Origin of the sequence: Paenibacillus sp. OK003, from assembly GCF_900109515.1 — a bacterium.
GTDB lineage: Bacteria > Bacillota > Bacilli > Paenibacillales > Paenibacillaceae > Paenibacillus > Paenibacillus marchantiae.
In genome coordinates, this window is the sequence record NZ_FOBD01000004.1 from 120,453 (window position 1) to 141,639 (window position 21,187).

Consider the following 21,187-nt stretch of genomic DNA (forward strand, 5'->3'; position numbering starts at 1 on the left):
TTGTACATCAGAACGGGTTCATGACTGTATAAAAAAGGGGAGGTTTTCGTTTGATGAAAGCAACAAAAAAGAAAGCCGTAGCTGTCTTGAGCACACTGGCATTGGTAACAGGTCTGCTGGCAGGATGCGGATCGGATGAAGGTCAGGCTGCCGAGGGCGGCGTACAGAACGTGTCCATTGCAATAGCACAGGTGGGTGACGTACCGAGCAAAGGCAATGAGGTTCAGCAAAAGATTGAGGCGTATACGAACACCAAACTAGACATTCAGTGGATTCCGGCTTCGGCTTATAATGACAAAATCAATGTCATGATTGCATCCAGCGATATGCCCAAAATTGTGAAAGTGCAGTATAACCCAACCGTAACCAGTGCGATGCGTAACGATGTATTCTGGGAAGTTGGACCTTTGTTGAAGGATTATAAAAATCTGTCTGCACAGAACGAGCGTTTCTTTGACAATATCAAGGTGGAAGGCAAAATCTACGGGGTACCCGTATTCTCTGATATTGCTCGTGCAACGGTGATTTACCGTAAAGACTGGTTTGATAAGTTGAATCTCAAGGTACCAACGACACCGGATGAATGGTATGAAACGATCAAGACGCTGGCGACCTCCGATCCGGATGGAGACGGTCAGGATAATACGTTTGGACTCATGCTTTTCAAAAAGTATAACGAGGATCAATATTCCTTCACTACACGTCTTGGCGTAAGCTTTGGTGCACCAAACAAGTGGAAGGTAGAAGATGACGGCAGTTTTACGCCTGAATTCATGACACCGGAATATATGCAGGTGCTGGATTTGCTGAAACGTTTGTATAGCGAGAAACTGCTGAATCAGGACTTTGCCGTATTTGACTCCACAGAAGCGGAGAAGAAATATGATACAGGTGTTGTCGGCATGCGTATCGGTGTCGCCCAGAACGGAAAGAGCCAACAAGAGCGTCTGTCCAAGAACGACCCGGATGGCGTAGTAGACATTGCAGGTTTGCTTGGTGTGAGCGGCGACCGTGTGGCGGGTCAGACGGGTAACTCCGGTATTCTGGCCTTCCCGAAAGCGACGGTGAAATCGGAAGAAGAGCTGAAAAACCTGTTGTCTTTCCTGGATAAATTGATGGACCCGGAGATGGCAACGCTGCTGATGCGCGGTATTGAAGACAAACATTATAAGAAAGCTGGCGAGGACCAGGTGGAGATGAGCGACTTCGATGCGTTCCAGCGTGAAGTGAAGCCATATCGTGATAACTTGCCTTACGTAGAAGGATATAATGTGCCGAAATTGAAAGATACCGAACTCGGTGAAAAGGGTACGGAACTTGCCAAAGAACTGGCGGAACATGCTGTGCCAAACCCTGCATTAACCTTGTATTCGTCTACTTATGGCGATCGTGGGGCAGATCTGGATCAGATGATTGCAGATGCGCAGACCAAATATATTATGGGCAAAATCGATGAAAATGGCTGGAAACAGGAGATCGAGAATTGGGGCAATGCGGGCGGTACCAAAATTCGAGAGGAATATGCCGAAGACTACAAAAAACAGGCTAAATAAAAAGCCGGAAGCGGAGGAACATCATGAAAGAAACCCTGCAATTCACACCGGTACGGATGGCTGAACAGTTCATGGAAAGTTATCGCAATCATGAGTTATATCCGACCTGGCATTATGAAAATGGTTGTCTGCTGAAAGCGCTGGAAGAGCTGTACACCCATACCGGAGAACAGAAATATTTCGATTACATTCATGAACTAATGGATAACTTCATTCAAGAGGATGGCTCGATTCGCTCCTATGCGGTAGAGGAATATAACCTGGACCAGATTAACCAGGGGAAATCGCTGTTCCTGTTGCTGGACAAAACGGGTGAAGAAAAGTACCGTAAAGCCGCGGATTTGCTCATGTTACAGCTTAAGGGACAGCCTCGTACGAGTGAAGGCGGATTCTGGCACAAGAAAATCTATCCGTTCCAGATGTGGCTGGATGGGCTGTATATGGCAACGCCGTTTCTCACGCAATATGGTGCGGTTACTGGCGAGGAGAAGTGGTTTGACAAAGCGGCATTACAGCTGCTGCTGGTGGAGAAACGTACACGTGATCCACGCAGTGGTCTGCTGTACCATGCCTGGGATGAGAGCAGGGAACAGCGCTGGAGCTCGGGAGAAACCGGATGCTCTCCGCATGTATGGAGCCGGGCGATGGGCTGGTATGTGATGGCGGTAGTGGATACATTGGATCATCTGCCTGTAGATCATGAGCAGCGGGGTCAGATTGTGGGGATTTTCGAACGTGTAGCGAATGCACTTGTACATGTACAGGACCAACAGTCCGGGTTATGGCCTCATTTGCTCGATCAGCCGGGGCGTGAGCGTAATTATTTGGAGGCTTCGGGAACCTCAATGTTTGTGTATGCACTTGCGAAGGGCGTACGTAAGGGTTATCTGAGTGGCAAGTTTAAAGCTATCGCAGAAAAGGGGTATCAAGGTCTGCTGCTGCATCTGCTGCAAACGGACCGTGAAGGTGTATTGTCCCTGACGCAGTGTAACGGCGGAGCAGGGTTGGGGGGGACCCCGTATCGTGACGGGTCATACGAGTATTATGTAACTGAATCCATTCGGATTAATGATCCGAAATCGGTTGCTCCATTTATTTTGGCAGGAGTGGAGATGGAACTGGCGACACGCTAGTTCTTTTCTTCAGACTCATTTATGATAGCGCATTCATAGAGAGTGCCCGTAACAATTTGGTTAACCAAAGGAGAGATGGTTCATGAGTCCAAAAGGTCGGATGTCCCGTTTAGGCGGATTGGTCGTGGTTGGTGCAATGTCCGCCGGGCTGCTTGCAGGCTGTGGGGGAGAAAAAGCGCCTGCGGCAGGGGAAGGCAAGCTTCCCATTTCGATTTCTTTGATGCAGGTTGGTGATGTGCCGGCCAAGGAGAATGGGATTGAACAAAAGATTGAGGAATATACGAATACGGATGTCAGTGTACAGTGGATTCCGCAGTCTGCTTTTGATGATAAAGTGAATGTCATGGTAGCATCGGGCGAGATGCCGACCATCATGCGTGTGAATTATGTACCCACAACATTTAATGCAGCCAAAACGGGGCTGTTCTGGGAAATTGGACCCTACCTGAAGGATTATAAGAACCTGTCTGCCCAATCCGAGGCTTATTTTGACAATATCAAGATCGAAGGAAAGGTCTACGGGGTACCCAACTTCCGCGATATTGGGCGTACAGCCATGGTGTACCGCAAGGACTGGTTCGACAAGTTGAAGCTGGATGTACCAAAAACGCTGGATGACTGGTACGAAGTGATGCGCTCCATTCGCAAGGATGATCCTGATGGTAACGGCAAGGAAGATACGTATGGAACGGTACTATTCAAAAAGTACAACGAAGGAGTATCCTCTCCGCTGACACGGATCGCCGTAAGTATTGGTGGGGTGAACAAGTGGGGTGTGGACGATGCGGGTAAACTTACCCCTGAATTCCTGACCACAGAATATGTGGACACGATGAAGCTGTTCAAGCGTCTGTTCAGTGAGGGATTGATCAACAGTGACTTCCCAGCGCTGGACCCTTCTGATGCGGACAAAAAAATCGACTCCGGTCTTGTAGCTATGAAGCTGAACGGTGTTGCTCAGAACGGAAAGTCGTTTCAACAGCGGCTGACACCAAACGTGCCTGATGGCGAGATTGATGTGGCTCCGTTCCAAGGACCGGATGGCATTCGAATTGCCGGGGAACCAGGGAACTATGGCATGCTTGTCATTCCCAAAGCTTCCGTACCGGACGAAGAACAGTTAAAACAGGTGCTGACGTTCCTGGATCAACTGATGGACGAACCACTGAGTACGCTTCAGCTGCGTGGTCTGGAAGACGTGCACTATACGAAGACTTCGGATGGCAAAACCGAGTTCAAGGACTTCGACGGGTATCAGCGTGAAGTGAAGCCTTATCGTGACAATCTGTTAAGCATTGAAGGTTATAACGTGCCTGAGCTTGTCGATGTACCGATCGGTATGAAGGGCACGAAGATGGCACGTGAGAATGAGCAGTATGCCATTCCAAATCCGGCGCTGACCTTGTCTTCTGCCATCTATACTGAGCGCGGCCAGGAGCTGGACCAGATGATCTGGGATGCACAGACCAAATACATTATGGGCAAAATCGATGATGCTGGATGGGAGCAGGAAGTGGCGAACTGGAGAAAATCCGGTGGCGACCAGCTCATTTCCGAATTTGAAGCGTCTTATGCCCAGCTAAACGGGAAGTAGTAGAAATGGTAAAAAAAAGAGTAGTCAAATGGAATGGAATCGTTTATTCTATGAAGTAGTGATGTTTTTACAAAATTAAACAGTAATTACACCTTAAAGAATAAGGCTATGAATCTGCGGATTCGTGGCCTTTTTTTGTGCTTTAAGGAGTGAATTAGTTCTTAGGGAGGAGATAAGTCTTAAAAACAAATACCAATAGCCTAGACTGACATGGTAGAATATTGATTATTATGACAAATTTAGGTTTTATTTTGAAAGAAATACGAGAGTGCTGAACAAGCAGTAGTAAGCAGAAGTTTACCCCATATTAAGGTACATAGGAGGAAAGAAAATGAAAAAAGTAATATTAACAGGAGTGGCTGCACTAACTCTACTTTCCGCACAAGCATCTATCGGTCCACAACCCGTAAAAGCTGCAATTACCGACGACATCAAGGTTGGACAAAGATTTAAAGACATTACTGGCCATTGGGCAGAATCCAGTATCCTTCAGGCTATTCAGCGAGGCTATGTCGATGGTTTCCCAGATGGGAAATTCCTTCCCAACAATATAGTTACCAGAGCAGAACTCGTGAAAATGACGGTATCTGCTTTAGATCTGGAGGTCGGATCTACATCCGGGAGTTGGTATACCTCGTACGTCAATGCTGCTCAAACAGCAGGGATCTATAAAGCAGGCGACTTTTCAAATTCAGATTGGACAAAGCCGATGTCTCGAGAGGAAATGTCAAAAGTAGCTGTCCGAGCATTTGGGGTTACCGACGTAGAAGACAAACAATGGATGTACTTGGCCACCAAGAACGGTATTATCACAGGCACGGCACCAGGTGAAATTTCGCCAGAGGGAACTACAACTCGCGCTCAAGCAATTGCTGTTATTGAACGGGTTTTGTCAATAAAGGATGGTAAGACTTTGGCATCTGATAAGTATGCTGTCGCGGCTGCGGAACTGTACTGGCACAAGACCAATATTTTCACTGTTGCAGAAGAAATCTTTAATGGTCCGAAAAACTCTAATCACAGATTTGGTATTAAATCGTGGAAACAGTCCAACCTTACCGTTTCAGCCCCTAACGGTTCTGTTCAGGGTCGCGTAAACAGTCTGATTGCAATTGATTGGAATGACCCGAAAGACCCTAATCGAAAACTGCTCCCATCCAAAGATAAGTTCTTCTGGCTCTACGGGGGACAAGAAAAGAAATTCTCTGACAATGATGAGTGTTATATCTTGTTACTTGACTCCGAACTGACAGTTAATAAGAATCCACAAGGATATAGAACGAACCGACTTGCCCTTTCTGTTCTTGGCTATGACGGGACACCTAGTAAAGATAAAATTAATCAAGCAATGCCTATTCGCTCTAACGATCCCAAAAAGGAAATATACGGCTTAGTGATTCCAAAAAAAGCTCTTTATTATGATGGATCATTGCAAGTTCTAGTAGAAACAATTACTACCCCTGGAGTTAAAGTCTATCAAAAAAAATTAGCGCAATCCGAGCTTTAAGAAGTTAGGAAGTGGTTCTTTGAAGAACAGAATTCTTCCCCTTGTTTTGTTAATGGTTCTCCTTTCACAGTTAATACCAACTAGCATTTTTTTGAATACTGTATCAGCAGCAGGAGAAATTACAGAATTCATAGCGTACGAGATGAAAGGGGACGCTGACGATTATCTTTATGGAGGGCTTTATTTCTCGGACAAGCCTACTTTACCAACCATTCCAATCGTAGTGCCTTCAAAGCCTGGCAAGATCATTAAAAAGATGGAGTGGACAGATAAGGAGGGTACGGTACTTCGAGCACTGTCCATCCCTACAGGTAAAGCGGAATTTAAAGCATCTGATAATTTAAAAGATACTTTGAACGGCACGAGGTATACTGTGCGTTCTAAAAATAATTCCAATTACGGTGGAATTTACTATTGGGACAGATGGACAGCTGGTGATTCAGGAAACTTTAATGGTAAGTATTGGCGCGCCGGGGGCGGACAGGTAAGTGTTTATACCAGTGAACCTGGCCCAAACTGTCCAGGCGGTGTACCAACTGAAAACAAAAACCCTAATACGTGGCAGAGTTTCAATGGGAATCTGCCACGTTATCCTGGGTGTACAGACCCTAACTTGGCTGCCAATATTCCACGGACGGAAGCATTCTATATTGTTGCTAATGGAGATTCTCTACATGATTTATGGATTAAGGATGGAGGGATTTCTAAGACTGATGTAAAAGCATCACACACCATAATTGACTCCACTACTCCAATTAATGATGTACATGGAACTCAAGGTTATACTGATCCAAGTACAGTTGCAGGTCAAGTAATCGACGTGCCAAGCTTGAACTTAATCACAATTAGTTTTAAACAAACATTCAATAATGATACTTATAGTAAATACTGGGCGAATCCAGGTGCAAAACAAGTATGGTATTTCTCCAAATTTAGAGCCGACTTTGATTCCTACACCTACGTTTACAAGGATAAAAAATTGAAAGTTACGTATGCAGATGGGACATCCGGACTTGAGATCAGCGGTAATATTTGTGTAGCGCCAAACGGAACAACTCAGTTAACGGCAACTTTGACAAAGATAGATGGAAGTGTTTGGCCCTTACAGAGCCATGGTAAACTCACGTGGTCAAGTTCTAATACATCTACAATGACGGTCAATAGTTCTGGATTAGTAGCAGCGGTTGCTCCTACTGGCACAGCAACGATTACTGCACACTTTGTTGACGCGACCCAAGCGCTTGATGAAAAGGATACCTTTGAGATGACAGTTGGCTCGGGGGCCTCATGCACCAACAGTGGCGGAGGAGACAATCAACCTGAAATTCCTGAAGGTAATGGATCGGGACAATGCAGTTGGACGATTGGAAGTCCTTCTCCAGAAACAGTTATGAGGCAAAGTGACATGGACCCAGGTGCCAATGGAGTTATTCGAGCTGACGATAGAGATTCCGAAAAATTCGATGTTCTTAAGGGGATTCCAACATCTGAATCTCTTTATACCAACGCATTAGCTGATGAATATTTGTTCAAACAGGATTGGGGAAAAATGTCTGGAAAGACCACATATGACTGTACGGTTGAAGTTACGTATGCACGTCAATGGACAGTACCTGGTCCTCAAGTATGTACTGAAACTGGTTGTACTCCAGGACCTCCGGTGACCAAAACGGATACTCAGTCCAAAACATATACATTCCAATTATTCAGGGATTACTCGTACTGGAAAATTAATAATTTGGAAGTATACAAGATCAATCAGGCTGAAATGAGTAACTATGCCTTGCCTGGTGGGAAGGTCATCATGACACCTTCAGGGTATACGCCACCGTCACTTGATTCGAGTAATGATCCGGATGTTAATAGTCACGTTAGACCAGCTAATACATCATCAATCACTTTTTCTCCACCACTTCTAACAGGGGGATTGAACTCGCCGCCATCTCTTCCGGATCACACCTCCACACTTAAAGGGATGGCTGAAAGCAATACGCCTCAAAGTAAAGTGAGTAATGATATGGTCAATTTTAATGGCTCAACGCTCATGAGTTCTTCGGAAACGACGAAGGATGGGCCAATTCCGTCTAATTTTCCTAATCCGACTACTATTAACCGTGATGTATTGTATAAGCCTAGTAACATGATCAGCAATACGCTCATAAATAAGGCAAATACCACGAGTTCCGGTGAAATTTATTACGATTTGTTGCCCGGCAATGTAAACGGGGGAGATAACAAAGTTTTTCCAATCAGCGGTATAAATAAGGTCACGGTACATACGCCTGTCGTGAACTACGCCTGGGTATCGGATGACCAGCCGCATAACCAGAAGACGGTGCCGAATGCAAACCGGGCAGCACTCATTCTGGAGCGTCCGTTTATCGTAAGAATCCCGACCTCAGGGCAGCATCTGGATGCTGGGAGTTACCCCGGTTATGGCAACCGGGACTATGCTAAGTATTTTCGCATCAAGCAGGTGCGGTTCCCATTTGATGTTTATAACGAAGGCCGCAGCCAGTTCATCCCCGCCAAGACGTGGGTCGATATTCCAGTGAATCAGTTGGATACCCCCTTTTATCTTCCGGTTTGGGTGGACGAGGGGGATTATGAAGTCGAGTTTCGCAATATCGCCGAAAATGCACCAGCGAACTTCTCTGAACAGCAGGATGCCAATACGAATCTGGCGCATCATGTAGCGGCAGATACGGTACCTGTGGAAGTCATTGGGCGGTTGTATGATTTTCGTGTGACCGATATTTCCGACTATAACTGGGAGAACGTATTCCGTAAGCAGATTGGCCGTCCAGAGCATACAGGAGTCGGATACTGGACGGGCCTTAACAGTATAGATGGTGACCCTAGAGGTAATTTAGCTCCGTTCTTTCTTCCGATTCGACCAGGCAGTCATCCGGTGCAGGGATTCAAAAATGGGGCAGTCAAAACAGGATACCATATCAAGTTTGACCTCAAAACAAAGGGTAATATGTTTGGCAAGCAGGATGGTGTACGAATTACACCGAGTTTCCATTTTGTGAGTCGGGATGGTTCTTCCCGCCAGGAAGTGGACCTGTACTATCACCGGGGCCAGGAGCGTCTCATTCGCATCGGATCGGCGCAGGATTTGGAGAAACGCTTTGTTGTACTGAACGCACGGCTGCGGAATGTACCCAGTACGGAGCTGGGGGATGCAGCTAGGTATCGGTATACCTACGAGCTGACACCCCAGGAGCAGAGCCAGAGCACCCTTGCGGAATACATGGTCCGTTTCGTGGATCAGACTTCTCACCAGAAAACATGGGTGGGCCGTTATGACTGGCTGATCCTGTCCTCGCCTATCCGCACACTGATTGGACCAAAGACGGACATCCCACCTGGCGTCAATGTGGACCGGGCTAATGCAGCCATCCAGCGCTGGTATGGGGATTACAGTCTGCCGGCCGATGTGTACGCTGTACAGAAGGGAGCCGATCTCGAATCACTCGCCAGACAACATCCTCTCGACGAGAAGTCAGCGACCTTCCTGAAGGATGGGTATATCGTGGTCAACTTCAATGTTGAGAGTTTGCAAGGGGGCAATACGGATGCCCCGCACTTGCAATATATTCATGCCCCATTGATGAATCAGTGGCAGATGGACGGCTTCAACCGAAGTCCGGCAAACAGCCAAGGCAGTAACTGGCCGCTGAAGGATGGTGATGTTGTGTTTTACCATGCAGATCAGTCCAGCCGGAACGATTTTCAGTCCCAGGTGCCGCATTAGAGGGAACAGGGCTAATCCCTCAACAAGCTATGTTTTACGTGAATGACGTGAAGCATGGCTTGTTTTTTATGGTCTTTTTCATTCCCGAGATTATGGTTAGGTGACAGAAGGGGTATAAAAGGTAAGGAGCATTTGTTCACATCCATTTTATTGCTCATCGAGAGGGGAATATACAGCATGATTGATGACCATCACAAGCTGGACGTATTGAATGTAGTGGATACATACCAAGGAAGAGATCTGGGTGTCACGATGGAACCACAAGCCTGTAGTTTCAAAGTGTGGGCGCCTGCTGCAACGCAGGTGGATGTGCTGTTATACCCGCCTTCAACAGGGGGAAGTCCCAGTGAACAGAAGAATCAGGATGTACAGAAAGAAATACCTATGAACCAACAGGATCAGGGCATCTGGTCCCTGAAGCTCGAAGGCGAGTGGAACGGTTATCGTTATATGTACAGAGCCACCTTTGAGGACGGACGACAGGAGATTGCGGTTGATCCCTATGCACATGCTGTGACCATGAATGGAGAAATGGGAGTCATCGTCAGGCTGGAACAGACCCACCCGAATGGCTGGAATGAGGATATTCGTCCAGAACTGACGAGCCCCGTAGATGCGGTCTTATATGAGCTGCATGTGCGCGATTTCTCGATCCATGAGTCATCCGGCATGAGGCACAAAGGAAAGTATCTGGCTTTTACCGAGACAGGTCTGCGTGATTCAAACGGGAATACACTGGGAATCGATCATTTGACTGAGCTGGGAATCACTCATGTACATCTGCTACCGGTTTTTGATTTTGCGACAGTGGACGAATCGAAGACAGATGACGGGACCTCCGATTGCTCACGTTATAACTGGGGTTATGATCCGCTCCACTACAACGTTCCAGAAGGTTCCTATGCATCCCGTGCAGATGAGCCGGAGACCAGAATTCGTGAGTTCAAATCTATGGTACTCGCTCTTCATAAGAAGGGAATCGGAGTCATTATGGATGTGGTGTACAATCATACGTTTGACACGGCAGCCAGTTCATTTGAAAAGCTTGTTCCAGGATATTACTACCGTCAGAATCCGGATGGCACGTACAGCAATGGCTCAGGTACAGGCAATGAAGTGGCTACGGAGCGCCCGATGGTGCGCAAGTTCATTATCGACTCCGTACGGTACTGGGCAGAGGAATACCATGTGGACGGGTTTCGGTTTGACCTGATGGGGCTGATTGACACGGCAACGATGAAAGAACTCGCAGCAGAACTGCATGACAAAGTTTCTCCGTCCATCCTCTTATACGGTGAACCCTGGGGAGCGCTGGAATCACCACTTGGGGATCAAATGACCCTTAAGGGAGCACAGCATGAAGCCGGATTTGCTGTATTTAACGATAACCTCCGTGGAACGATTAAAGGCGATAGTGATGGAACGGGAACCGGATTTGCTACGGGAGCGGAGGAAAAAGAAGACGATATTTGGACAGGTGTACGTGGAGCCATTACCGATTTTACCGCTGGCCCATCTGAAACGATTAATTATGTAACTGTACATGATAATCTCAACCTGTGGGACAAAGTCGCCCAGACACAAGGATTGCACGATACACTGGGATTTATCACCTATAGCGAGGATGGTCGTGTGAAAGGTAGCGCCAACGTGGAAGAGGCTGTACAGCAGGCGAAGCCCTATTTGCTCGTTGACCCGAATCGCATACTGGAGAACGAAACGGTCCGGCGATGTCTGCTTGCTAATGGTATCGTGTTGACTTCCCAGGGGGTTCCATCGCTTGCGGCTGGAGATGAATTTCTGCGAAGCAAATACGGTGATGCCAACAGTCATGAGAGTGGAGATTCAGTCAATGCCATTCGGTGGGAGCAAAAGCAGCAGTTTAAGCCGGTTTATGATTATTATCGTGGCCTGATCCGTCTTCGGCGCGAGCATCCTGCTTTTCGTCTTCGCACCCGGGAAGAGATTGAGAAGCATGTTCGATTGCTTGAAAAAGGAACAGGGCTGTTGGCCTATGAACTGTCAGGAACGGCTGTGGGCGATTCATGGGGACGGATGATCATTATCTACAATGCTTCCAAAGAACCCCGTACAACCTCCGTTCCTTCAGGTACATGGAATGTGGTTGTAGAGCAGGGGCAGGCTGGCACCGAGACGCTGCGAACAGCCAAGGATGGTCAGGTCAGCGTTCCCGCTATATCCATGACGGTGATGTATTCAGGTGAATGAACGTTCACACCACTCGCTAAACCTCAACAGCCATCAAGGTACCTTGCCGACCTAAACCAAATTAGTTGTTTAAAAACAGTAATGTTGCACCCTTTCTCCATTCTGGAGTGAGGGTGTTTTGTTTTCTCCCGCCTTTTTTTCATCAGGACAGGTACAAATGCTGTCAATCTATGGCGCTTGTTTACATATGCTGTATCTTGAAAGCGATTGCTGTGTAGATTTGCATCACATTCGATATGCTAATTGAAAGCCTCTGTTCAACCGATATGTTGAGTACAGACAACCCCGGGTTGACAAATGACGTCTCGCTCCGTAACATCGGGACAACACGAAATCAATGGATACAAAGGCGGTGGGAACGATGCCGGAATGGACATCTTTTCGTTATGAAGGCAACGATCTTGGCTTAACATATACGCGTACAGCAAGCACATTCAAGCTGTGGGCACCTACAGCACAGCAGGTTTCTTTACTCATTTTTGATGAAGAGGGACATTACGATGCAAGTGGCAAAGTAACCGAACATGATGACGGACAGAAACAGTCGATGACCCGTGACCCGGATGGAATATGGAGTATACAGCTTGAAGGGGATTGGGCAGGACATTATTATATGTATCACATTACGCATGATGATCAGCATATTGCAGTGGCACCCGATCCTTACGCTCATGCTGTATCGGCGAATGGACAGCGAATAGCTATCATTGACCTGGATACAACCAATCCAGTGGATTGGGAAGAAGATGTAAAGCCCGTATTTCTGCGTCCGGCAGATGCTGTACTATATGAATTACATGTGCGCGACTTCTCCTCCGACCCCCATGCCGATATTCCGTATAAGGGCAAATATTTGGCATTTACAGCTTCCGGGTTGACGGACAGAGGTGGCAACTCCATCGGAGTAGATCATCTTGTCGAACTTGGCATCACGCATGTGCATCTTCTGCCTGTAGCGGATTATCAGACGGTTGATGAATTGGCAGTGACAACGGACGTCGGTTCGAATGCCAAATTGCCATACAACTGGGGTTATGATCCGCAGCACTACAACGTGCCGGAAGGTTCCTATGCCACGAATCCCCGTGATCCTGCGGTTCGAATCCGGGAGTTCAAGGCTCTCATTCATTCCTTGCACCGACAAGGCATTCGTGTCGTGCTTGATGTGGTTTATAACCATACGTACAGCGTGGATGATGGACCTTTTGAACGGATTGTACCGGGTTATTATTATCGTTACCGTGAGGACGGCACATTGAGCAATGGTTCGGGTGTAGGCAATGAACTGGCTACGGAGCGCCCCATGGTGCGAAAATATATTTTGGACTCTCTCCTTTATTGGGCAGAGGAATATCATGTGGACGGGTTTCGCTTCGACCTCATGGGTCTGATTGATACAGACACGTTGAACGAAGTGACCCGTGAGCTGAGAGAACAGATTGATCCGGCTTTTCTGATCTACGGGGAGCCGTGGACAGGCGGAGATTCACCTCTGGAGCGGAAAACGTTAAAAGGAACACAGCGTGGTCAGGGATTTGCCGTTTTTAACGATCATTTCCGCAGTGCCATCAAAGGGGATAGTGATGGGATCGGCAAAGGTTTTATTACCGGAGCGGATGGTAAGGAGTACGAAATTGCCTTGGGTGTAGCTGGAGCGCTGGATGATTTCACATCTTCACCGGTGGAATCCGTCAATTATGTAACAGCACATGATAATCTCAACCTGTGGGACAAAATCGCAACAACAATGTACCTCAGGCATGATCTCGGTTACCCCGTATGGAGAGACGGGCAGCCCGTAGAAGGGGGCAGTGCGGAATCGGCGTTTAAAGCGGCAGACCCTTATCGTTATGTCGATGCGGATGATGTACTTGATCATGAGATGGTCCGTCGTTCCTTGCTCTCAACAGGAATTTTGCTTACCTCACAGGGGATTCCATTTCTCCATGCAGGGGATGAGATGCTGAGATCCAAAGCAGGAGATCACAACAGCTATCGCAGCGGGGACGCCGTGAATACGATCACCTGGGCTAACAAAGCTCGATTCAGACCTGTGTTTGACTATTATCGCGGCCTGATTCATCTGCGCCGCACACATCCGGCTTTTCGCATGATTAACGCCGAGCAGGTAAGGAATCATCTTCGCTTGATGCGTGCAGAAGGAAATGTGGTTGCATTTACACTGGATCACGGAGCGAATCAGGATACCTGGAATCAGATTGTGGTAATCTACAACGGAACAGGTCAGCAGCAGCAAGTGAGTCTGCCGGAGGGTGACTGGCATATCGTGGTGAATGATCATCAGGCCGGTACAGATCTCATTGAGACGGTGAGCGGAACCGCAGTGGTAGAACGATGGTCACTGATGGTAATGTACGACACGGAATATGCTGGCGGTGCTGAACCCGCAGTGATTGAGATTCATTCGCCGCGTCTTGTGTACAGTGCCGGAGAGGTTGCCGGTTTGCGAGCATCGGTCAGAGACCGTTTGGGTAATGTGGTGGAGAACGCATCTGTGACCTGGAGCTCTTCGGACCCACAGATTATTGCGATTCAATCCGATGGGACAATTCATACGGGGCAGACCGGGGAAGCGACGATCAGCGTCCAATGTGGCACGATAACCACAGAGTGTACGCTGCAGGTTGATCACCTCCATCCGGAACAAATTGAGATTATCGGGGAATCTGTGATGTACACGACACGGGTCAGTCGATTCCGCGCGTTGGTTCTCGATCAATTTGGCCAGCCTTTGCAAGGGATGAATATCCGGTGGAGCTCTTCTCATCTGGATCATGCAGCGGTCAGTACAGCAGGAATCGTACGTGCTCTAGCGCCAGGGTCCACCCAGATTATCGCGGAGGCCGGGGGAATTCAGGCATCACTGAATATCAAAATCCACAAACCCATTTCACGAATAGTGACTCTCCGATATGAACGGGAAGATCAGCATTATGAGGGATGGGATGTCTGGGTATGGGGCACAGGCATGCAGGATGGAGCTGTCCCCTTTGAGCGAGTAGGCAATGCAGCAGAAGGCCGTTTTCGGGTGGCTGCAGGACTGCATCATCTGGGCTTCATCATTCGGCTGAATGAATGGGAAGCCAAAGATACCTGCGGAGATCGTTATATTGATATCGGTCCTGAAGACGGAGATGTGCACATTATCGTTCACAGTGGGTCGGATCAGATGCAGGTTATCCGTGAAAGTGATGATGAGGATGATCGTACCAGCGCATAGCTGGCCAGGTTATAACTTCATACAATGGTTGAAAAATGTAGGCTTAACAGGCGGTCGGAAGGTATTCCGGCTGCTTTTTTGTTCATCAGAAAGATATATTTTCACCGAAAAATAAAAAAAATGGTACATGTCAGTGTTTGAGATGGTCTTTCATTGGGGTAAATATAGATATGGCCCCAGATTCGGCCACGCACGAAAAGGCCATTCTGGTCTAAGAGAGAAGCTTATGGCTTCCTAACAAATATGAAGTAAGGATCCCTTGAAGGAGGATGTTCAATCATGAAATCCAACGGAAAAATGGCTCAACTTACAGCAACACCAAGAACTGAGAAGAAAGGTGCAGCATTGCGCCTGTTAAGACAAGGCGGACGTGTTCCGGCTGTCGTTTATGGTCCGGGATTAGAAGGTGCCGCGATACATGTAGATGAAAAAGAAATGCTGAAAGTAGCGCGTACAGGGCGCTCCGAAATGTTCAACCTCAATCTTGAGGGTGGCAAAACGGTTCCAGTGCTGATCAAGGATCAGCAGGAACGCAACGGACGTCTGCTGCACGTGGACTTCCTGCAAATTTCGAAGAACAAGCCGATCAGCGTTAGTGTATCGATCGACTTCCAAGGAACCGCAGCCGGCTCCAAGGCAGGCGGTGTGTTCCAGACACAGGAAACTCAATTGGAGGTCGAAGGACTTCCGGCTGATCTGCCAACCTCCATTGAGGTGGATGTTAGCGGACTGGAAATTGGTGATCGTTTGACAGCTGCAGATATCAAGCTAGATAAAGGTCTGACTCTGGTGACGTCAGGTGATTCCATCATCGCTTCCGTGATGCCGCCGCAAGCGGCTGAGGAAGAGCCTACGGCTTCTGCTGATGAAGCAGCACCGGCAGCACCAGAAGAATCAGCTAAAGAAGAATAAGCAGGCAGAATATGTATTATTCTGTACCTTAACCAAGCCCGGTCGTGATGACCGGGCTTTTTTAGTTTGGAAAGGGCCTAAGTGGAGTCCAGGGAATGTGTGGTTTCGTATGCCATTACTCTTTTGTTGAGAATTACGGTGTCATGGATGAAACTGAACACAATTCTCATAGGGAAATGAAAAACTTGAGCTTTGGTATGATGTCGGAAATCTTTTGGTGGGGCACCTGATTGCGGTATACTATAAGCGAAGATTAATTTGCGCAAGAAAGCAGGTTTCACAACATGTTTGATCCGACGATTTATGACAATTTGAAAGTAGGCTTCGAAAATCACCTGTATGATCTCGATAATTTGGATGAACTTATTTCCATTACAGATCGGCAGGATCAGCTTGAGATGGCGCGTATGTCCAGAGAGTTCGTGCTGCAATTCTGTCTGAGAGATTGTCCTGACGTCACAGGCGAAGTAGTATTGAGCACATCGCTTGAGAATCTCGCTGCTGAGATTCTGGAGACACCAGAAGGTCCATCAGGTTGCCGTTTGCGACTGCGGTTCAGGATGGTTACTAAGGAGCCTGAGACACAGTGTCCGGCCGTCAGCTCTATATTACAACAGAGCTGGCCTGATCAACGAAAGTTGCAGCATATTCGTTATATATTTGAAGATCAGCCAGCAACTTACGCTGTCACCGCTGAAGTACATTTTGACCGCAGTGTGAATGAAGATCAGATGGGAGATATCCCAGATCTGTGCGACCATATGGTTCATGTGCTGACTAAATTATTGCAAGTGCACAATTAAACAAGCGAAAAAGTCTTATCTCTGTTCAAAGAGACAAGACTTTTTTTGTTTTTTTTGAATGCCAAATAGGCAATCAGGCGTAGGTATAAGAACTTGAGGTTAATATTTTACGCAAGCAAGTAAGAGAATGTATATTTAATAAGCCGAATAAGTGCGATTGAACTATATACATAAGGTGAAATTGCGAAAATAAGTTTGGGACTAAAGATTTAGTACCGGACTAAAGGAACTAGTTTTCCTTGCCGATAAAATATCGAAGGGGAGAAACTACATGACAGAGAAATTAATTCGTCTTCTGCGCATACTTCAGGCTATACAAGCGAATCCCGGAATTTCCGCCAAAGAATTGGCGTTGAAATGCGGTACAACTGTGCGCACGATTTATCGCGATCTCCGAATATTGGACAGGGTTGCCCCTATTATGAATGAAGGTTATGGCAAGGGGTATCGGTTCATTGGTGAATTTGCCATGTATCCTCTGGATTTTACCGAACAGGAAGCGATGGTATTCTCCATGCTTCCATCCGTGGTGGATACTTCGCAGCTCCCAGCTGAATTCGATTCAGCTTTTGACAAGGTGATGACAGCCCATACCAAAATGAAATCGAGAAACAGTGACATTGTAGAAAATATTGCAGGCATTATTCGTATGGGTACACCTGCATACCGGGAAGAAGAAAAATATCCCAACTTGCTTATTCCAGTCATTGAAGCCATTCTGGATCAACAAACGATTCGAACCCAATATCACACGCTTGCGAAAAATGAAATAACGGTCCGCGATATTGATCCCTATTACCTCATTCCGCGCGATCAGCGTTTCTATTTGATTGGTTATTGTCACTTGCTGAAGAAAGTCCGTTTGTTTCGGATCAGTCGCTTTCTGGACGTTATACAGACCAGTACCCACTTTGTTATGGGTGATTTCAACATAAAGCAGTTCATGAAAAACACGTGGTCCATTGATCGTGGGGATAAACTGATTCATTTCAAAGTAAGATTCACTGAGAAAGTGGCCCCCTACATAAAAGAAGAAGAGATGTTTGTTCGTCCACGAATGACGGATATGCCAGATGGCGGATTGTTATTTGAAGTAACGCTGAACAGTAGTCGTGAATTCCTGAAATGGTTATATCAATTTGGCCCCGAAGCGGAGATTCTTGAACCCCGCGAATATCGTAAAGAAATTCGTAAACAACTCATAGAGTGGATGAAGCATTATGAGGAAGATCAATAATTTCGCCCCCTTCTAAATTCAAAAAAAAAATGTGTAAAAGGAGCTTTTGTTATGAGTACCAAATTATTTGCAGCCATGTATGGAATGGAACATTATCATGGTGTAGAAGCTTTGAACGTAGGCGATATCCTGTTTCTGGTCAAAGACCCCGACAATCGGGTGGACTCTCGAGCCATCAAGGTAGTGGTTCCACCCATTGGGACGGTTGGATATATTGTTAATAATCCGCTGCTCGCTCCTCATGGTTGCTGGACAGGCTCGGGAATCTATGATGCTTTCCGCCAACAAACCTGCGCTAAAGTAAGGTTTGCCATGAAAGATATGATTATTGTGGAGTTAATTGAAATGATGTACGTTCCTGTTCCGCATATGGATAGTTTTATTGCAGACTGGCAGTCACGTGAAAAAGCCTAACGAAATCACAAGCGCAACAAGATTTATGCGCGGATGAGTCTTGTATAAGCTGCTTCAAGATGCATGGCTGTCCGGGCCCAACTGAACTGTTCAACTGCACTGGCACGGCCAGCTTCTCCAAGCGAACGAGCAAGAGAAGGATTGTCTGCGAGTTTATACAGGTAAGCAGCGAAACTTCGGGGGTTGTGATACTGTCTCACAAGGTATCCATTAGTCCCCGATACAATGATTTCACGAATGCCTCCATTGTCTGAAGCAATGACGGGTAGTCCTGAAGCCATAGCTTCAACATTAACCAGCCCGAAGGCCTCATGTTGTTGGGAAGGGCACACCAGACAGTCCACAGCCCTGTACAAACGGTCAATACGTTCATGGGCGATTTGACCTCGGAAGGTGGCATCAACCTTTAATTTTCGGGCAAGCTGTCGCAGCTTGCGGACGTAAACTGGAGGTCCTTTACCTGCAATGATCAGTTGTACGGATACCTGCTGCTGAATAAGAGCTACGGCACGAATCAATATTTCCACACCTTTGCCGGGAATCAGTCGGCCTACATACAGAATGGAGAATGGCCCTGTAATACCAAACTGCTTCCGCAGAAGCTGCTGCTCTCCTTTAGCTGCAGGCAAAAAACGGCTTAGGTCCACGCCAAGTGGTACAACACCCATCCGTCGTTTCAAGGATGGGAATCGACGAGCCAGCCTTTGTCTGAGGGATTGACTGTTGACGGCAATCCAGTTCGCTTTTTTTAACAGCGCTAATCTTGCAGGACCTGGTTGTGCAAAGGTTAACGAGTGAAGATAGAGCACCACAGGTAACGAAGGGAAGGCGCGTTTAATTGCAGCCATACTATGTGGTCTGTTGTCTACCTGGATCAAATCGAAGGTTTGAATTTTCAGAAAACGGATCACTGCCCTTGTGTACTCGCTGGGGCTGGTTGCTGTTACACGACGGATCGTAATGCCATCTAATTGCTCTGTGATGGCAAGGCCGGGCATCTGACGACTTAAGATCGTCACCTGGTGACGGAGTGCAAGTTCGCGAGCAATGCCGAGGAGGCAGATTTCGACTGATCCGTTACCTGGGACTGGAAATTTTTCAGGTGCGATCAGGGCTATTTTCATCAACAGGCTCCTCCTTGTCCATATTCGTAACAATCTACTTTGGTCATATATCCTATGTGCATCGGATGGATTTGGCTCCTGTGGAACTACGCGTGAGGGGAAATTTCGTTTTTGTGATATACTGTACGGGGTGCAGTGAAATCATTGCGCGTATTTAGAAGCAGGAGGAAAAAAATGTTACATTCAACACTCAGCCGCTTTCGACTGCTGTTGTGGTTGCAGGGGCTTTCATATGTGCTGTTGTTATTTGTTGCTTTTCCATTAAGGGAATCAGGAATCCTGCCTCAGGCAGTCACGTGGTTTGGCAACATCTATGGCTTTTTATTTCTGATGTATTTATTATTTATGGTGAGTCTTTATACCACGCAAAAATGGCGTTTACGTCGTCCAATTGCTTTGTTTTTTGTCTCATTTATCCCGCTAGGCAATTTCATCTATGATCTGCTGGTCTTTCGCAAGCTGGATCGTAGTCAGTCAAATAAAGCTTGACTTTGCTTATCGTTATGAATATGATGAGAACAGATTATTGAACCTGTTTCAACTTAAAACTAAATATTCCTGATGTTAAAGGGGAGTAGCTTTCACAGTAAAGTCGTCAGTTCGGGATTATATCCCCGGCTTTATTGGCAGCAATTTTGTTGTTAGCGAGACCTTTACCAAGTTTTCATACTGGGTAAAGGTCTCTTTTTGTGAATAAAAAGGACCTTACCAGTAATGGTAAAGGTCCTTTTTTTTGTACATCATAAGGATACTAAGGAGGAGTCAATTTTGGATTTGTCATTATTATTGGAGTATGGGTGGGTTCTCGTCGTATTAGTAGTCCTGGAGGGATTGCTTGCAGCGGATAATGCATTGGTTCTTGCCATTATGGTTAAGCATTTACCTGATGATAAACGCAAAAAGGCGTTGTTTTATGGGTTAATGGGAGCATTCATTTTCCGATTGGGTTCGTTGTTCCTGATCTCGTTCCTGGTGGACGTGTGGCAGGTTCAAGCGATTGGGGCCCTGTACCTGTTGTACATCTCCATTAATCACATTATCAAGAAGGTGTTGGGTAGCCGAAACAAAACAGACGAAGCGGCTGATTCCAATCCCAAAAAACCAAAAAAACAATCTGGTTTCTGGATGACTGTATTCAAGGTGGAAGTGGCAGATATCGCGTTCGCGGTCGATTCCATTCTCGCAGCTGTGGCGCTGGCTGTTGCCTTGCCGCCAAGTGGTCTTCCTCCGATCGGTGGACTTGACGGTGGCCAGTTTATCGTCATCTTCCTCGGCGGATTTATCGGTCTCGTCATCATGAGATTTGCGGCTTCCTTCTTCGTTAAGTTGCTTCATTCCCGTCCAGGGCTTGAAGTTGCAGCCTTCGTTATCGTCGGCTGGGTTGGGGTTAAGTTGGCTGTTATTACACTTGCACACCCTTCACTGGGCGTTCTGGATGAGCATTTCCCGGAAAATAAAATTTGGAAATTTGGATTCTACATTGTGCTGATTACGATTGCAGTATGCGGTTGGTTCCTGTCTTCCAAGGTGCCTGAAAAAGAAGATGAAAATCCTGTGGAAGAATTGGAAAAACAAGCAGGGAAATGATAAGATGCAAATTTAAATCTGTCAAAACATGTACCATCAATAATCGATATCTAATCTCATGATATGCATGAGTAAGCAGGGTCTGTTCCTTAC

The 21,187-nt window shown here is 46.8% G+C and carries 14 protein-coding genes; 13 read left to right on the top strand and 1 reads right to left on the bottom strand.

The features are described 5' to 3' along the window. The first annotated feature begins 53 nt into the window (after positions 1 to 53). The 11 genes from BMW94_RS07585 (at position 54) to BMW94_RS07635 (ending at position 18,383) form a co-directional block, all read left to right on the top strand. Positions 54 to 1,553, top strand: a complete 1,500-nt coding sequence (locus tag BMW94_RS07585) for an extracellular solute-binding protein (protein ID WP_090953786.1) — start codon at positions 54 to 56, stop codon at positions 1,551 to 1,553. Between the two features lie 23 nt (positions 1,554 to 1,576). Then, the gene (locus BMW94_RS07590) at positions 1,577 to 2,686 is read left to right on the top strand and encodes a glycoside hydrolase family 88/105 protein (RefSeq protein ID WP_090996545.1); all 1,110 of its coding nucleotides are present in this window, start codon (positions 1,577 to 1,579) and stop codon (positions 2,684 to 2,686) included. A gap of 82 nt (positions 2,687 to 2,768) precedes the next feature. Next, the gene (locus BMW94_RS07595) at positions 2,769 to 4,280 is read left to right on the top strand and encodes an extracellular solute-binding protein (RefSeq protein ID WP_079697435.1); all 1,512 of its coding nucleotides are present in this window, start codon (positions 2,769 to 2,771) and stop codon (positions 4,278 to 4,280) included. Between the two features lie 331 nt (positions 4,281 to 4,611). Next, positions 4,612 to 5,787, top strand: a complete 1,176-nt coding sequence (locus BMW94_RS07600; RefSeq protein ID WP_090996548.1) for an S-layer homology domain-containing protein — start codon at positions 4,612 to 4,614, stop codon at positions 5,785 to 5,787. Positions 5,788 to 5,806: 19 nt separating this feature from the next. Further along, positions 5,807 to 9,547 carry a DUF5704 domain-containing protein gene (locus BMW94_RS07605; RefSeq protein WP_254790159.1) on the top strand — a complete coding sequence of 1,247 codons (3,741 nt, stop codon included), beginning with the start codon at positions 5,807 to 5,809 and terminating at the stop codon, positions 9,545 to 9,547. A 177-nt stretch (positions 9,548 to 9,724) separates the two neighbouring features. Continuing rightward, on the top strand, positions 9,725 to 11,776 hold the full coding sequence (gene pulA, locus BMW94_RS07610) for a type I pullulanase (RefSeq protein WP_090996551.1): 2,052 nt from the start codon (positions 9,725 to 9,727) through the stop codon (positions 11,774 to 11,776). 361 nt (positions 11,777 to 12,137) lie between these two features. Next, positions 12,138 to 15,017, top strand: coding sequence for a type I pullulanase (gene pulA, locus BMW94_RS07615; RefSeq protein WP_090996554.1), 2,880 nt, complete (start codon positions 12,138 to 12,140; stop codon positions 15,015 to 15,017). A gap of 279 nt (positions 15,018 to 15,296) precedes the next feature. Next, on the top strand, positions 15,297 to 15,929 hold the full coding sequence (locus BMW94_RS07620; protein ID WP_090996557.1) for a 50S ribosomal protein L25: 633 nt from the start codon (positions 15,297 to 15,299) through the stop codon (positions 15,927 to 15,929). 284 nt (positions 15,930 to 16,213) lie between these two features. Further along, positions 16,214 to 16,732 carry a hypothetical protein gene (locus tag BMW94_RS07625; RefSeq protein ID WP_090996560.1) on the top strand — a complete coding sequence of 173 codons (519 nt, stop codon included), beginning with the start codon at positions 16,214 to 16,216 and terminating at the stop codon, positions 16,730 to 16,732. A gap of 271 nt (positions 16,733 to 17,003) precedes the next feature. Further along, the gene (locus tag BMW94_RS07630; protein WP_090996563.1) at positions 17,004 to 17,969 is read left to right on the top strand and encodes a helix-turn-helix transcriptional regulator; all 966 of its coding nucleotides are present in this window, start codon (positions 17,004 to 17,006) and stop codon (positions 17,967 to 17,969) included. A gap of 51 nt (positions 17,970 to 18,020) precedes the next feature. Further along, positions 18,021 to 18,383, top strand: coding sequence for an HIRAN domain-containing protein (locus tag BMW94_RS07635; protein ID WP_063566897.1), 363 nt, complete (start codon positions 18,021 to 18,023; stop codon positions 18,381 to 18,383). A 23-nt stretch (positions 18,384 to 18,406) separates the two neighbouring features. On the opposite strand, the gene BMW94_RS07640 is transcribed toward BMW94_RS07635, so the two are convergent. Beyond that, on the bottom strand, positions 18,407 to 19,507 hold the full coding sequence (locus tag BMW94_RS07640) for a glycosyltransferase family 4 protein (protein WP_090996566.1): 1,101 nt from the start codon (positions 19,505 to 19,507) through the stop codon (positions 18,407 to 18,409). 174 nt (positions 19,508 to 19,681) lie between these two features. On the opposite strand from BMW94_RS07640, the gene BMW94_RS07645 reads away from it, so the two are divergent. Together BMW94_RS07645 and BMW94_RS07650 are read left to right on the top strand one after the other, a co-directional pair. Next, positions 19,682 to 19,996, top strand: a complete 315-nt coding sequence (locus BMW94_RS07645; protein ID WP_090953774.1) for a DUF3817 domain-containing protein — start codon at positions 19,682 to 19,684, stop codon at positions 19,994 to 19,996. Between the two features lie 279 nt (positions 19,997 to 20,275). Then, entirely contained in the window at positions 20,276 to 21,094 is an 819-nt protein-coding gene (locus BMW94_RS07650) for a TerC family protein (RefSeq protein WP_090996569.1), read from the top strand. The last annotated feature ends 93 nt before the right edge of the window (positions 21,095 to 21,187 follow it).

What these genes read in the sequence shown, in the direction of transcription:
- BMW94_RS07585 (WP_090953786.1), top strand. Translation starts at nt 54, where the DNA reads ATGAAAGCAACAAAAAAGAAAGCCGTAGCTGTCTTGAGCACACTGGCA.
- BMW94_RS07645 (WP_090953774.1), top strand. Translation starts at nt 19,682, where the DNA reads ATGTTACATTCAACACTCAGCCGCTTTCGACTGCTGTTGTGGTTGCAG.
- BMW94_RS07620 (WP_090996557.1), top strand. Translation starts at nt 15,297, where the DNA reads ATGAAATCCAACGGAAAAATGGCTCAACTTACAGCAACACCAAGAACT.
- BMW94_RS07600 (WP_090996548.1), top strand. Translation starts at nt 4,612, where the DNA reads ATGAAAAAAGTAATATTAACAGGAGTGGCTGCACTAACTCTACTTTCC.
- BMW94_RS07625 (WP_090996560.1), top strand. Translation starts at nt 16,214, where the DNA reads ATGTTTGATCCGACGATTTATGACAATTTGAAAGTAGGCTTCGAAAAT.
- BMW94_RS07640 (WP_090996566.1), bottom strand. Translation starts at nt 19,507, where the DNA reads ATGAAAATAGCCCTGATCGCACCTGAAAAATTTCCAGTCCCAGGTAAC.
- pulA (WP_090996554.1), top strand. Translation starts at nt 12,138, where the DNA reads ATGCCGGAATGGACATCTTTTCGTTATGAAGGCAACGATCTTGGCTTA.
- BMW94_RS07595 (WP_079697435.1), top strand. Translation starts at nt 2,769, where the DNA reads ATGAGTCCAAAAGGTCGGATGTCCCGTTTAGGCGGATTGGTCGTGGTT.
- BMW94_RS07590 (WP_090996545.1), top strand. Translation starts at nt 1,577, where the DNA reads ATGAAAGAAACCCTGCAATTCACACCGGTACGGATGGCTGAACAGTTC.
- BMW94_RS07635 (WP_063566897.1), top strand. Translation starts at nt 18,021, where the DNA reads ATGAGTACCAAATTATTTGCAGCCATGTATGGAATGGAACATTATCAT.
- BMW94_RS07630 (WP_090996563.1), top strand. Translation starts at nt 17,004, where the DNA reads ATGACAGAGAAATTAATTCGTCTTCTGCGCATACTTCAGGCTATACAA.
- pulA (WP_090996551.1), top strand. Translation starts at nt 9,725, where the DNA reads ATGATTGATGACCATCACAAGCTGGACGTATTGAATGTAGTGGATACA.